Here is a 13615-nt window from a genome sequence, read left to right on the forward strand (position 1 = left end):
GCGGTCACGGAGGGCTCTGGATAGCATCCGCAGTCGCTGAACTCCCTTTGGCCCGCCGATGAAGGAGCCGTCCGATGTCGCGCCGCCCGACCCCGTCGATAGCCGAGTTCCCCGTGTCCGGCAGCGACGCCGGCCCCTACGGAATCACCGGCGGCCCCGACGGCGCGCTGTGGTTCACCATGGTCCACGGCGGACGGATCGGCCGGCTCACCCCGGACGGCGACGTCACCTCCTACCAGGTCGAACCCGCTTCCGGCGGACCGTCGATCATCACCGCGGGACCTGACGGCGCCCTGTGGTTCACGGAATTCCGCGGCCACCGGATCGGCCGCATCACCACGGCCGGAGACATCACCTCGTTCCCGCTGCCGACGCCGGATGCCGGGCCGTTCGGCATCACCACCGGTCCCGACGCGGCCCTGTGGTTCACCCAGGCGAACTCCGGCGGCATCGGTCGCATCACCCCCGAGGGCAACGTCACGGAGTTCCCGCTCCCGCTCACGGGAGCCTTTCCGTCGGCGGTCGTCGCGGGACCTGACGACCGGCTGTGGTTCACGATGAACCAGGCGAACGCGATCGGCGCCATCGCGCTCGACGGCCAGGTCACCGTCCATCCGCTTCCCTCACCGGACAGCGCCCCGGTCGGTATCACCGCCGGCGCCGACGGGGCCCTGTGGTTCGTCGAGATCGGCGCCGGCCGGATCGGCCGGATCACGCCGGACGGAAAGATCGACGAGTTCGCTCTGCCCGACCGCGCGTCCCGCCCCCACGCCATCGCGGCCGACGACGAGGGGAACTGCTGGTTCACCGAGTGGGGAGCCAACCGCATCGGCCGGATCACCTCCGACGGCCGGATCGACGAACACGACCTCCCCACGCCGTCCTCCGAGCCGCACGGCATCACCCTGGGACCGGACGGAGCGGTCTGGACGGCCCTGGAGACCGGAGCGGTCGCCCGGCTCGCACCCCGCTGAGCCCCAGCCCGGCCCAGCGCAGCCCAGCTGTCGCGCCCACCCTCGCTCGCCCGGCCCGCCCGCAGAGCCCCACACGTCACGCGGCGCAGCCCCCTGGCCCCCGCAGGGCCCGTCACCCGCGTGGCCCCCGCGAGGGAGCCCCCCGCGCCCGGCGACCGTAAGGATGCGGGCATGGGTATACGCACGCTTCACCGCCGGACGGCCCAGGCGCAGGCAGCGGACGCCGCTGCGGCGCGGAGCGCACCCCGCCCGCCGGTCCCGGCCGTCTCGGCCGGCGCAAGCACCGCCCGCATCCCAGCCGACCTCGCCATGGCCGTCCGGCACACGGCCGCCGGGCTCCGGCACCGCCTCACGTTCCGGGACGACACGGCCGTAGACCCCCGAGAACAAGCCAGACATCCGCAGGGACCCGCCATCACCCCCACGGGCACCCCGGTCTGGCGTCTCTGGGCCGACCTAGGGCGCGGCTACCTGGATCTCGTCCTCGCGCGGCTCCCGAAGTCACGCTCCGTGCACACCATGACGGTGTTCATCGCGACCCCACCGGACAGCTCCGCGTAACCGCTCCGCCCGTCCACCGTCCGGGGTCACCGTGAGCCAGCCCGCTCACCGCTCACCGTCCCCCGCCCTCACCGAGACCCCGGCCCGCGCCGACCTCCTCCGAGCCGTCAGCCGTCTCCGCCCCTTCCACCGGCCGGCGAACCCGGACCCCGACCGCGTACAGCAGCACCCCCAGGACCAACCCCGCCCCCGCCCCGAAGCACACCGTCGGGATCAGGTCCCAGAGCGTCGCCGTCGAGCCCCAGTAGGCCCACCAGGTCGACGCGCGCTCCGCCGCAGCGGTCAGGGCGCAGGCGGTGAGGAAGAGGCCGGCCGCCCAGCGGTCGCGTGTCGACAGCAGGGGCACGCCCACCGGCTCGGTGGCCGGTACCCGTCGTAGCGCGTGGATCACGAACGCGGCGATCAGCAGCGCGCCGATCGCCGACGTGCCGTACTGCAGGAACGAGAAGAGGGGTCTGCCCGCCACCTCGTGGTCGAGGGCGGGGAACAGCCGGACGCCCCAGCGGTCGTGGTGGGTGAACGCGTCCCAGACGACGTGGGTCAGGCCGCCGAGGACCGCGGAGACGTACCACCGCAGGGCCAGTGACGGGGTCGCACGCGCGCGTGGCGTGCCGCAGCGCAACAGGGTGGCCGGCCCGGACTGGCGGGTGCGGGGGAGCAGGGCCACCAGGGGTTCGCGCAGCAGGAGCCAGAGGGCGACCGTCGCCCAGGTGATCGCGACGTCGACCGTGAGGACGCCGGGGAGGGAGTGGGTCACCACCCCGAAACCCATCGCACCCGGTACCGCACTCGCCGCGTAGTACGTCATGTCCGGAGCGAAGGAACCCGCCACCAGCACCGCCGGTACGAGACGGCCGCGCCCCCTTCCGTCGCCGCGCACGGCGGGCAGTACGGCGGCGGCATGACTCAAGGTGAACGGCAACGGGACTCCCCGTAGGAGACATCGGCATATGGCCAAGCGGTGAATAACGGTCACCAACGGGTGCCCGTGCAAAGCAAGTTGTCGTAGGGTCGCCTGGGCCGCCGCACGGGGTCGCACGGGCGGACAGCAGGGCCGGAACAGAAGTACACACCATCCGAAAAGCACCACGAGGGCAACCCGCGAGGCGGGTCGATCGTCACAACAGGCGCAGAGGCAACAGACAAGGACGGGCGCTCGGGCGTCCCTGGGAGGGGTTCACTCCATGACGGCGCATTTCGGCAGGCGGCTGCGTAAGGGTGCGGCGACGACAGCGGTGGCCGCGGCGGCGGTCGCGGCTCTGTCCGCGTCGCAGGCTCCGGCGGTGACCGGCAGCGACAGACCGACCGCCGCCGGCCAGGCGACGCCCGACGGAAGCACCGAACCCAGCGCCACCGGAGACTCCCCGTACTACACGGACCTCCCGCCCCTGAGCAGCCCCAACCCGAGCCCCAGCGTCAGCCAGTCGCCGTCCATAGGGACCCCGGTCTCGGTGGGCGCGGCCGAGGCGGGCATCCCGGCGACCGTCCTCGACGCCTACAAGAAGGCCGAGACCGAACTCGCCTCCTCCAAGCCCGGCTGCAACCTGCCCTGGCAACTCCTCGCCGCCATCGGCAAGGTGGAGTCGGGCCAGGCCCGCGGCGGCCAGGTCGACGCCAACGGCACCACGACCTCCAAGATCCTCGGCCCCGCCCTCGACGGCAACGGCTTCGCCCTCATCAAGGACACCGACCACGGTCTCTACGACGGCAACAGCACGTACGACCAGGCCGTCGGGCCCATGCAGTTCATCCCGTCCACCTGGGCCTGGGCGGGCCGCGACGGCAACGGCGACGGGGTCAAGGACCCGAACAACGTCTACGACGCCGCCCTCGCCGCCGGCCACTACCTGTGCCGCAACGACTGGAACCTGTCGACCGACGCGGGCCTGCGCAGCGCGATCCTCAGCTACAACAACTCGACGGACTACCTGAACACGGTCCTGTCCTGGCTGGAGTTCTACCGCAAGGGCACCCACTCGGTCCCGGACGGCACGGGCACCCTGCCGTCGGGCCGCAGCGACGGCAACTCCCCTTCCACTCCCGCGACCTCGCCCTCGACGCCGAGCACCCCGACCACTCCTTCCAAGCCGTCCACTCCCTCCAAGCCCTCCACACCGTCCACCCCCTCGGCGCCGAGCACCCCGTCGACCCCCTCCACGCCGGGCACACCGACGCCGACCCCCACCGACACGGTGGCCAAGCTCGCGGACGCGGGCACGGCGAAGCTCACGGCGGTCGCGGGCCGGGAGTTCGGCAAGAAGATCAGCACCAAGGCCGTGACCTCGGCGGGCAAGACCGTCGCCAAGGTCAGGATCCGGTTCACGATCGTCGGCACCACGGACGCCACCTTCACCGGCGGCGAGAAGGTCGCCACGGTCACCACCGACGCCTCCGGCGTGGCGGTCGCCCCGGCGCTCCAGGCCGGCGAGACGACCGGTGACTTCACCGTCCGCGCGACCGTCGTCGGCCGTACGATCGCCGGCCTCGACTACGCGGCCAGCGTCACGCCTCGCGTCGCCGACACCCTCGTCCGCACCAGCACCACCGCGCTGACCTGCACGGCGGGCGGCGAGTTCGCCGACCAGGTCGAGGTGAAGGCCACCGAGAACGGCGCGGTCGCCGACAAGGTCGCCGCCACCGCGACCCTCGTCAAGGCCGCCGACGACGCCACCGAGAACGACAAGGGCCCCTACTTCAAGGACGCGGACGGCAAGACCGTGCGTACCCTCACGGGCCTGGCCACGGACGCCGACGGCCTCCTGAAGCTGCCGAAGCTGTACGCGGACGACACCACCGGCACCTTCCTGCTCCGCATCACCACCACGGGAGGCGCGACCCTCACCGTCGAACTGACCGTGACGGCGGCCGACTCCTCCTCGGCCGACCCGAGCCCCAGCCCGAGCGACACCGCCGGCCCGAGCACCTCCGCCTCACCGAGCGCGTAGCCCGGTCGCACGACCGCGGAACACAGGGGCGCCCCTTCGCCACGGCGGACGGGCGCCCTTGTCGTGCCCGTGCGGCGAGTGTGTGCAACGTGTTCTCATCTCGCGCGTGCGTTGCTACGGTGCCCGACCTGACGACCTATCAGTTCCTGTCTGTCGGGAGGCCGGCATGCGTGCCCTGATCGCCGCCGCGACCGGACTCGTGCTCGCGTTCGCGCTGGTCCTGACCATCACCGCGATCGGCTCGCCCATGGGCAAGACCTCCCCGAAACCGCTGCTGACGACGGTGCCAGCGCACCCGTAAACGATTGCGCAAGCGTTTACGCCTGCCGCGGCACAGCGTTCAACTCCTAGGGAAGGAGGCCGAGATGCGCCGCAAGGCCAGTCTGATCCTGCTCGCCCTCGCCGTGTTCTTCACCGCGCTGTCCCCGCTGCTGCGCTGGTACGCCTTCCCGCGCCTGGCCAAGATCCCGGCGAACCAGTACCAGGACATGGTCCTGGAGGCGAAGAACGCCACCCTCCTCGACTACGGCACCATGCAGGCCAAGACGGTCCCCAAGGTCACCATCGTGCAGACCCTCAAGGGGGACGTGGAGGCCGCCAAGAAGATCGACAGGACGGCCGGCCGGGACGTCGTCGTCTGGGACGGCCTGTCCTACGTCCAGGGCCCGGACGGCAAGATGGTCTCCTCGATCCCCGAGCGCTACATCTTCGACGCGCACTCCCAGGACCCCGTCCACGCCACCGGAGAGATGGTCGACGGCGACCCGGTGAGACGGGACGGCATCGAGTTCAAGTGGCCGTTCCTGACGCAGAAACGGGACTACGAGTACTTCGACGCGCAGACCCGCACCACCAACCCCATCCACTACAAGGGCACCGAGAACTTCCGCGGCGTCAAGGTCTACTACTTCGAGCAGACCATCCCCTGGACCAAGGTCCCCTTCCCGAAGACGATGCCCGTCAAAGGCATCACTCCGCAGTCCGTCGCCAAGACGGGCACCACCCGCTGGTACACCACGGTCCGCAGGTTCTGGGTCGAACCCGTCACCGGGGCACCGGTCTACGGCGAGGAGATCCACAAGGAGGAACTGCGTGGCGGCACCCTCCTAGGGGGGCGTGCCAAGGTGACGGCGTTCGCCGGTGACGTGAAGATGCGCGAGGACTACATCAAGCACACCGTCGCCCTGGTGAAGTCCAACCGCACCCTCGTCCTGCTGATGGTCTCCTACCTCCCCTGGGGCTTCCTGGCCCTCGGGCTGCTCCTGCTGGCGCTTTCCCTCTACCTGGAGGCCCGCGGCAGGCGCCCCGGCGACCCCGCGCCCGCCGACGTCCACGAACCGGAACCGGTCACCGCCTGAGCCGCGCGTTGGTGAACCGCGTCGCCTCGGCCGCGGCCGGGTCCTCGGGCCACGGATGCTTCGGGTACCGCCCCCGCAGCTCGGCCCGCACGCCCTTGTAGCCGTCCTTCCAGAAGGACGCGAGATCGGCGGTGACGGCGGCGGGGCGCCCGGCGGGGGAGAGGAGATGCACGAGCACGGGCACCCCGGCGACGCTCGGCGACTCGTGAAGCCCGAACATCTCCTGCAACTTGACGGCCAGCACGGGCTGTTCGGGATTCCCGTAGTCGATCCGGATCCTGGACCCGCTCGGCACCACGAACCGCTCCGGAGCCAGCTCGTCCAACCGCCCCGCGTCCCCCGAGGCCCACGGCAACAACCTGCGCAGCGTCTGCCCCGCGTCGATCCGCCCCAGATCGCTCCGCCGCCGCGACCGCCCCAATTCCGGCTCCAGCCACTCCTCCACGCGCGCGTGCAACGCCTCGTCGGACACCTCGGGCCACGGCTCCCCGACACTCAGCCGCAGGAACGCCAGCCGCTGCCGCAGCACTTGGGCATCCGCCGACCACCGCAGCAGCCCGAACCCCTCCTGCCGCAACCCCTCGACCAGCGCATCCCGTACGGCGACGGGATCGGCGTCCTTCAGCGGCCGCACCGCCAACTCGACGGCCCCCAGCCGCTCGACCCGCCGGGCCACCACGTCACCACCGGCCCAGTGCACCTCGTCCGCCGCACTGAGCAGCGCCCCGGCCGCGAACCGGGCGACGTCCTCGTCGACCACCGCCCCGAGCTGCACGCGCGCGTGCCCCTTGCCGATCGGCCGGTCGGCCACGGCGACCGCGATCCAGGGCGCGCCGCGGAGGGGGCTGTCGTCGCCGAGCTCGGCGCGGGTGCCGGAGAGGAGAAGGTAGGAACCGCCGTCGGCCCTGGCGATGCGCTCGGGGAAGGCGAGCGCGGCGACGAGCCCCGCGAGGGCGTCATCGCGCGCGGCATCCGGCGAGGCCTCGGCGTTCGCCTTCGTCCGCACCGGGTCTCGGGTGGGTGAGCGGGGAATCTCCCCTCCCACGGCCCGCAGCCGCCGGACCTCCGCACGCCACCGCCCGGCATAGGCGTCCCCGCCGCGCCGGGCACTCCGCAGGGCCCCGGCGAGATCATCCCCGTAGGACCGCGGAGCCTCCTCGCTGAGCAGCGCGACGACCTCGGCGCCGGCGGGACCCGAGTCCAACAGGGCCCGCCCCAGCCGGGGATGCAACCCCAGCCGAGCCAACTGCACGCCCCGGGCCGTGGCCCGCCCGGCCGGGTCGACGGCACCCACCGCGGCCAGCACCCCGCGAGCCGCCGCCATCGCCCCGGAGGGCGGCGCGTCCAGCAAGGCCAGCCCGGACGCCTCAGGATCCCCCCAGCACGCCGTCTGAAGCGCGAACGCCGTCAGGTCGGCCACCTTGATCTCCGGCGCCGGAAAACGCGGCAGACGGGAATCCTCGGCCTCGGCCCAGCAGCGGTACACCGTCCCCGGCGCCTCCCGGCCTGCCCGCCCCGCCCGCTGCCGCCCGGCCGCCTGCGACGCCCGTACCGTCGCGAGCGCGCTCAGCCCGCGCGCGTGATCGACCCGCGGCTCGCGCGCCAGCCCCGAGTCGACGACCACCCGTACACCGGGAACCGTCAGCGAGGACTCCGCCACGGACGTGGCCAGCACCACCCGCCGCCGCGTCCCCGGGGCCAGCACCGCGTCCTGCACGGCCGCCGGTGCCCGGCCGTGCACCTGGAGCACCTCGGCCCCGCCCAGGTCGCCCAACTGCCCCGCCACGCGCGCGATCTCCCCGACCCCGGGCAGGAAGCACAGCACGTCCCCGTCCCGCTCGCCCAGCGCCCGCCGTACCGTCGACGCCACGTGCGTGAGCAGCGCCGGGTCCACGCGCATCCCGTGCGGCGGCCGTACGGGACGTACCGGCGGCGTCCAGACGACCTCCACCGGGTGCGCGACACCCGCCGCCTCGACCACCGGCGCATCGCCCAACAGCCGGGCCCAGCCCTGCGCGTCGGTCGTCGCGGACGCCGCGACCAGCCGCAACTCGGGCCGCAGCGCCTCCCGTACGTCGACCAGGAAGGCCGCCACCGTGTCCGCGTCCAGATGCCGCTCGTGGCACTCGTCCAGGATCACGGTGTCGACGCCGGCCAACTCCTGGTCCCGCTGGAGGCGTTGGAGCAGCACACCGGTCGTGACGACCTCCACGCGTGCGTGCCGTCCGACGACCCGCTCGCCGCGCACGGTGTAGCCGACGCTCTCGCCGACCTTCTCGCCGAGCAGCCACGCCATGCGCCGGGCCGCCGCCCGCGCCGCGATCCGCCGCGGCTCGGCGACGACCACCCGCCGCGCGGGACCCTCGTCGCCCGCGCCGAGCAGTCCGGCCAGCGCGAGCGGCACCAGCGTCGTCTTGCCGGTACCGGGCGGCGCGACGAGCACGGCGGCACCGCCCGCCTCCAGGGCGGCGTCGAGTCCGGGCAGGGCACTGTGGACGGGCAGCGCGTCGAGGGCGTCGTGGCGGATCACGCCCCCAGTGTCGTACGCCCGGCGAATCGGCCTCTACGCGCGCGTGCTCGCGTTCCGCCGGTTCCGACGGTCACGCCGGCGGTCGCGCGGTTCCTCCGGTCCCGCTAGCGGTCGCGTTCGCAGACGAAGATCGTCGTCCCCGGGATGAGGTTGCCGCGCAGGGGCGACCAGCCGCCCCACTCGGCGGTGTTCCAGGAGGGCCACTCCGGCTCGACGACGTCGACCAGGCGCAGGTCCGCCGCGACGATGTCCCGGACGCGGTCGCCGAGCGTCCGGTGGTGCTCCACGTAGACCGCGCGGCCCTCGTCGTCCTGCTCGACGTACGGCGTGCGGTCGAAGTACGAGGCGGAGACTGTCAGTCCCTCGGGGCCCGGCTCGTCCGGGAACGCCCAGCGGAACGGGTGCGTGGTCGAGAAGACGAACCGGCCGCCCGGGCGCAGCACCCGGCGCACCTCGCGCAGCACCAGCACCGGGTCGGCGACGAACGGCAGTGCCCCGTAGGCCGAGCACGCCAGGTCGAAGGACTCGTCCGCGAAGGGCAGCGCGCCCGCGTCGGCGCACACCAGAGGGAACGATCCGCCGATCCGCAGCGCGTGCTGGAGCTGGCGGTGGGAGAGGTCCAGGGCCACCGGGCGGGCCCCCTGGGAGGTCAGCCAGCGCGAGCACTGTGCCGCGCCCGCGCCGATCTCCAGGACGTCCTTCCCCTTCAGCTCCTCCGGCGGGCCGAGCAGTTCGGCCTCCACCTCGTCGAGGCCCTCGGGGCCCCACACGAAGCGGTCGTCGCCCAGGAACGTGCCGTGTTCGACCTGGTAGTCGTCCGCGTTCCGGTCCCACCAGCCCCGGTTGGCCCGGGAACTCTCGGTGACGTCGGCGTCACGCCGGGTGGCTTCCGGTTCGAACGCATCGGGCTCTTGGATGATCGGCTCCCTCGTCGTACTCTTCCGTCACCTCTACGGTGCGGCTGTCCCCGATGGCGTCACTGAAGGGGTGGTTCAGGCCTGCGTGGCCTCGCGGGACACGTTTTGTGCCGGGTATGCGGCGATCCGCCCCGGGTGTGCGCCTTCGCGCATTGACCCTGCCTGGCTGCCCCCGTATGCTACAAGTTGCGCTGCGGGCCTGCGCACCTCAGACGTAGCAGGTTGCGCTCGCATCTGTATGTATGACCCCTCGGTTGTCGAGGCGCCACCGGACACCTGGTGTTCCGGATCGGTGCTTCTTTGGCTGTCCGGCCTTCTACAGAGCGAAGCGAAACGGGCTCCCGGCGTAAGCAGTACCTACGACTTCAATGTCCGTACCGGAGCCCTTTCCCACATGACGAGCAGCACCGAGACCACCGCCACCACCCCGCAGGTAGCGGTCAACGACATCGGTAACGAGGAAGCCTTCCTCGCCGCGATCGACGAGACGATCAAGTACTTCAACGACGGCGACATCGTCGACGGCGTCATCGTGAAGGTCGACCGGGACGAGGTCCTGCTCGACATCGGTTACAAGACCGAAGGCGTTATCCCGAGCCGCGAACTCTCCATCAAGCACGACGTCGACCCGAACGAGGTCGTCGCCGTGGGCGATGAGATCGAGGCCCTCGTCCTCCAGAAGGAGGACAAGGAAGGCCGCCTCATCCTGTCCAAGAAGCGCGCTCAGTACGAGCGTGCCTGGGGCACGATCGAGAAGATCAAGGAAGAGGACGGGATCGTCACCGGTACCGTCATCGAGGTCGTCAAGGGTGGTCTCATCCTCGACATCGGCCTCCGTGGCTTCCTGCCGGCCTCTCTCGTCGAGATGCGTCGTGTCCGCGACCTCCAGCCCTACGTGGGCAAGGAGCTCGAGGCCAAGATCATCGAGCTGGACAAGAACCGCAACAACGTGGTCCTGTCCCGCCGCGCCTGGCTGGAGCAGACCCAGTCCGAGGTCCGCCAGACCTTCCTCACGACCCTCCAGAAGGGTCAGGTCCGCTCCGGCGTGGTCTCCTCGATCGTCAACTTCGGTGCCTTCGTGGACCTGGGTGGCGTCGACGGTCTGGTCCACGTCTCCGAGCTGTCCTGGAAGCACATCGACCACCCCTCCGAGGTTGTCGAGGTCGGCCAGGAAGTCACCGTCGAGGTCCTCGACGTGGACATGGACCGCGAGCGCGTCTCCCTGTCGCTGAAGGCGACCCAGGAAGACCCGTGGCAGCAGTTCGCCCGCACCCACCAGATCGGCCAGGTCGTGCCCGGCAAGGTCACGAAGCTGGTTCCGTTCGGTGCGTTCGTCCGCGTGGACGAGGGCATCGAGGGTCTGGTGCACATCTCCGAGCTGGCCGAGCGCCACGTGGAGATCCCGGAGCAGGTCGTCCAGGTCAACGACGAGATCTTCGTCAAGGTCATCGACATCGACCTCGAGCGTCGCCGGATCTCGCTGTCCCTGAAGCAGGCCAACGAGTCCTTCGGTGCCGACCCGGCCTCGGTCGAGTTCGACCCGACGCTCTACGGCATGGCCGCGTCGTACGACGACCAGGGCAACTACATCTACCCCGAGGGCTTCGACCCCGAGACCAACGACTGGCTCGAGGGCTACGAGACCCAGCGGGAGGCGTGGGAGCACCAGTACGCCGAGGCGCAGCAGCGCTTCGAGCAGCACCAGGCGCAGGTCATCAAGTCCCGCGAGGCCGACGCCCAGGCTGCGGCCGAGGGCGTCGACACCCCGGGTGCGGCTCCGGCCGCGGCCGGTGGCGGCGGCGGTTCGTACTCCTCCGAGGGTGCGGACACCTCCGGTGCGCTGGCGTCGGACGAGGCGCTCGCCGCTCTGCGTGAGAAGCTGGCCGGCGGCCAGAGCTGATCACCTGAGCAGTAGCTCTTGAACTGAGGGGCCGTACCTTTCGAGGTGCGGCCCCTCAGCCGTGTCCCGGTGCCCTCGGCCATGTCCCTGTGCCCTCGCCGTGTCCCGGCGTGCGGCCGGCTGGGGCCGGCCGGGCAATTCCCGCGCCCCCGCCGGGAGTTCCCCTCGGCGACGCCCGGCAGCACGGCACGGCCTCCTCCGTACGTGCGGCTATGGCCGCACTCCACGCGCGCGTGCTGTCCTCGTGACGTCGGCGCCCACCCGGTGACCCAGGGAAGCGGCGCATGAAAAGCCCGTAAGAGGTGCCTGATCAGGGGCATGAGCGGGAATGCCCATGCCCTGGAGGGCGTTGTGCAGTACGAACACGAGGAGGAGCGGTCACTGTGCTTGATCCGCAGGGTTTGTACGCATGGGAGCCGAAGGGCCTGGCAGTCGTCGACATGGCGCTCGCACAGGAGTCGGCCGGTCTTGTCATGCTCTACCACTTCGACGGATACATCGACGCGGGCGAAACGGGCGACCAGATCGTCGAGCGTCTGCTCGACACGTTGCCCCACCAGCTCGTGGCCAGTTTCGACCACGACCGGCTCGTCGACTACCGGGCCCGCCGCCCGCTGCTGACCTTCAAGCGGGACCGGTGGACCGAGTACGAGGAGCCCACACTCGACGTGCGTCTGGTCCAGGACGCCACCGGAGCCCCCTTCCTGCTCCTCTCCGGCCCCGAGCCGGACGTGGAGTGGGAGCGCTTCGCCGCGGCCGTCCAGCAGATCGTGGAGCGGCTCGGCGTCCGCCTGTCCGTGAACTTCCACGGCATCCCCATGGGCGTCCCGCACACCCGTCCCGTCGGCGTCACGCCGCACGGCAACCGGAACGACCTCGTCCCGGGGCACCGCAGCCCCTTCGACGAGGCGCAGGTCCCCGGCAGCGCCGAGGCGCTCGTCGAGTACCGCCTCATGGAGGCCGGTCACGACGTCCTGGGCGTCGCCGCACACGTCCCGCACTACATCGCCCGCTCGCCCTACCCGGACGCGGCCCTGACCGTCCTGGAGGCCATCACGGCGGGCACCGGACTGGTCCTCCCTGCCATCGCGCACTCCCTGCGCACCGAGGCCCACCGCACCCAGACCGAGATCGACCGCCAGATCCAGGAGGGCGACGAGGAACTCGTGGCGCTCGTCCAGGGACTTGAGCACCAGTACGACGCCGCCGCGGGCGCCGAGAGCCGCGGCAACATGCTCGCCGAGCCGGTCGAGATCCCCTCGGCCGACGAGATCGGGCAGGAATTCGAACGCTTCCTGGCGGAGCGGGAAGGCGACAACTAGGCGGCGGCCACCGGTCACCCGGTGCCCTGTCGGTGACAGGCCGTAGGCTTCGGTCCATGCTGAAGATCGGCCTCACCGGGGGCATCGGTGCCGGTAAGAGTGAAGTGTCACGGCTGCTCGTGAGCCACGGGGGCGTGCTGATCGACGCCGACCGCATCGCGCGCGAGGTCGTCGCGCCCGGAACTCCCGGGCTGGCGGCGGTCGTCGAGGCCTTCGGGGAGGACGTGCTCGCCCCGGACGGCTCCCTGGACCGCCCCAAGCTGGGCTCCATCGTCTTCGCCGACCCCGAGAGGCTGGCCGTCCTCAACGAGATCGTCCACCCCTTGGTCGGCAGGCGCTCCCGGGAGCTCGAAACGGCCGCGGCCGACGACTCCGTGGTGATCCACGACGTCCCCCTCCTGGCCGAGAACGGCCTGGCCGCACTGTACGACCTGGTGATCGTCGTGGACGCGAGCCCCGAGACCCAGCTCGACCGGCTGGTCCGGCTGCGCGGGATGACCGAGGACGACGCACGCGCGCGTATGGCCGCCCAGGCGACCCGTGAGAAGCGGCTCGCCATCGCGGACATCGTCATCGACAACGACGTACCCCTGGAGGCGCTGGAGCGGCGCGTCCAGGACGTATGGGCCGAACTCGTCCGCAGGGCACACGCGCCCCAGCAGCCACCCCAGGAATAGCGGCCCATTCCACGGGCGTTGAAACGTCCGAGTGAGGGAAGGACTGTGCCGTGCCCGAGAACAGCGGAACGACCGGACGTACTCCGGAGACGCATGTCATCGACTTCCGCGCCGCCGAGCAACTGCTCGCCGCGCGGGACCCGCGGGGCGCGGTGAAGCTGCTCGACGGCGTCATCGACGCGTACCCGGAGAACACGGCGGCCCGTCTGCTGCGCGCGCGTGCCTTCTTCGCCGCCGCGCAACTGCGGCCCGCCGAGCTGGAGTTCACCATCGTCCTGGAGCGCGAGCCGGACAACGCCTTCGCGCACTTCGCCCTCGCCCGCACCTACGAGCGGCAGGGCCGCGCCGACCAGGCCAAACGCCACTTCCGGCTGGCCGCCGCGCTCGACCCCAACCCGCAGTACCTGAAGGCGGCCCGGTTCGACGCGTAG

The 13615-nt window shown here is 71.5% G+C and carries 12 protein-coding genes; 9 read left to right on the forward strand and 3 right to left on the reverse strand.

Going from position 1 to position 13615, the window contains the following annotated elements; all coding sequences use genetic code 11:
- The first annotated feature begins 74 nt into the window (after window positions 1–74).
- Window positions 75–974 (forward strand): virginiamycin B lyase, encoded by a 900-nt coding sequence (locus ACIPTO_RS25190; RefSeq protein ID WP_401195760.1) that lies wholly within the window; start codon window positions 75–77, stop codon window positions 972–974.
- Between the two features lie 171 nt (window positions 975–1145).
- Window positions 1146–1535: a hypothetical protein gene (locus ACIPTO_RS25195; RefSeq protein WP_366319655.1), complete on the forward strand. Its 390-nt coding sequence runs from the start codon at window positions 1146–1148 to the stop codon at window positions 1533–1535.
- A gap of 52 nt (window positions 1536–1587) precedes the next feature.
- Here ACIPTO_RS25195 and ACIPTO_RS25200 read toward each other — a convergent pair whose 3' ends face one another.
- Window positions 1588–2457: a DUF4184 family protein gene (locus tag ACIPTO_RS25200; RefSeq protein WP_401195763.1), complete on the reverse strand. Its 870-nt coding sequence runs from the start codon at window positions 2455–2457 to the stop codon at window positions 1588–1590.
- A gap of 262 nt (window positions 2458–2719) precedes the next feature.
- Between ACIPTO_RS25200 and ACIPTO_RS25205 the strand changes: the two genes are divergently transcribed.
- The 3 genes from ACIPTO_RS25205 (at window position 2720) to ACIPTO_RS25215 (ending at window position 5838) form a co-directional block, all read left to right on the forward strand.
- Window positions 2720–4480 (forward strand): lytic transglycosylase domain-containing protein, encoded by a 1761-nt coding sequence (locus tag ACIPTO_RS25205; RefSeq protein ID WP_401195765.1) that lies wholly within the window; start codon window positions 2720–2722, stop codon window positions 4478–4480.
- Window positions 4481–4646: 166 nt separating this feature from the next.
- On the forward strand, window positions 4647–4781 hold the full coding sequence (locus ACIPTO_RS25210) for an SPW_0924 family protein (RefSeq protein ID WP_366319649.1): 135 nt from the start codon (window positions 4647–4649) through the stop codon (window positions 4779–4781).
- Between the two features lie 64 nt (window positions 4782–4845).
- On the forward strand, window positions 4846–5838 hold the full coding sequence (locus tag ACIPTO_RS25215; RefSeq protein WP_401195767.1) for a DUF3068 domain-containing protein: 993 nt from the start codon (window positions 4846–4848) through the stop codon (window positions 5836–5838).
- Here the strand turns inward: ACIPTO_RS25215 and hrpB are convergent.
- Both hrpB and ACIPTO_RS25225 read right to left on the reverse strand, forming a co-directional pair.
- Window positions 5828–8368, reverse strand: a complete 2541-nt coding sequence (hrpB, locus tag ACIPTO_RS25220) for an ATP-dependent helicase HrpB (RefSeq protein ID WP_401195770.1) — start codon at window positions 8366–8368, stop codon at window positions 5828–5830. The two genes, ACIPTO_RS25215 and hrpB, sit on opposite strands and share 11 nt — an antisense overlap.
- Before the next feature lie 104 nt (window positions 8369–8472).
- Complete coding sequence (locus tag ACIPTO_RS25225) at window positions 8473–9288, reverse strand: class I SAM-dependent methyltransferase (RefSeq protein ID WP_366319991.1); 816 nt, start codon at window positions 9286–9288, stop codon at window positions 8473–8475.
- A 391-nt stretch (window positions 9289–9679) separates the two neighbouring features.
- Between ACIPTO_RS25225 and rpsA the strand changes: the two genes are divergently transcribed.
- From rpsA to ACIPTO_RS25245, 4 genes are all read left to right on the forward strand, one after another.
- Window positions 9680–11185: a 30S ribosomal protein S1 gene (gene rpsA, locus ACIPTO_RS25230; RefSeq protein WP_328832092.1), complete on the forward strand. Its 1506-nt coding sequence runs from the start codon at window positions 9680–9682 to the stop codon at window positions 11183–11185.
- A gap of 383 nt (window positions 11186–11568) precedes the next feature.
- The gene (locus ACIPTO_RS25235; RefSeq protein WP_200690743.1) at window positions 11569–12507 is read left to right on the forward strand and encodes a PAC2 family protein; all 939 of its coding nucleotides are present in this window, start codon (window positions 11569–11571) and stop codon (window positions 12505–12507) included.
- 56 nt (window positions 12508–12563) lie between these two features.
- The gene (gene coaE, locus ACIPTO_RS25240; RefSeq protein WP_366319642.1) at window positions 12564–13184 is read left to right on the forward strand and encodes a dephospho-CoA kinase; all 621 of its coding nucleotides are present in this window, start codon (window positions 12564–12566) and stop codon (window positions 13182–13184) included.
- A gap of 50 nt (window positions 13185–13234) precedes the next feature.
- A complete protein-coding gene (locus ACIPTO_RS25245) occupies window positions 13235–13615 on the forward strand; it encodes a M48 family metallopeptidase (protein WP_266767634.1) in 381 nt (126 codons plus the stop codon).

The organism is Streptomyces sp. NPDC090083 (assembly GCF_044747445.1).
Lineage (GTDB): Bacteria > Actinomycetota > Actinomycetes > Streptomycetales > Streptomycetaceae > Streptomyces.

Coding starts and splice junctions, on each gene's coding strand:
- rpsA (WP_328832092.1), top strand. CDS start 9,680: ATGACGAGCAGCACCGAGACCACCGCCACCACCCCGCAGGTAGCGGTC.
- ACIPTO_RS25195 (WP_366319655.1), top strand. CDS start 1,146: ATGGGTATACGCACGCTTCACCGCCGGACGGCCCAGGCGCAGGCAGCG.
- ACIPTO_RS25205 (WP_401195765.1), top strand. CDS start 2,720: ATGACGGCGCATTTCGGCAGGCGGCTGCGTAAGGGTGCGGCGACGACA.
- coaE (WP_366319642.1), top strand. CDS start 12,564: ATGCTGAAGATCGGCCTCACCGGGGGCATCGGTGCCGGTAAGAGTGAA.
- ACIPTO_RS25215 (WP_401195767.1), top strand. CDS start 4,846: ATGCGCCGCAAGGCCAGTCTGATCCTGCTCGCCCTCGCCGTGTTCTTC.
- ACIPTO_RS25210 (WP_366319649.1), top strand. CDS start 4,647: ATGCGTGCCCTGATCGCCGCCGCGACCGGACTCGTGCTCGCGTTCGCG.
- ACIPTO_RS25190 (WP_401195760.1), top strand. CDS start 75: ATGTCGCGCCGCCCGACCCCGTCGATAGCCGAGTTCCCCGTGTCCGGC.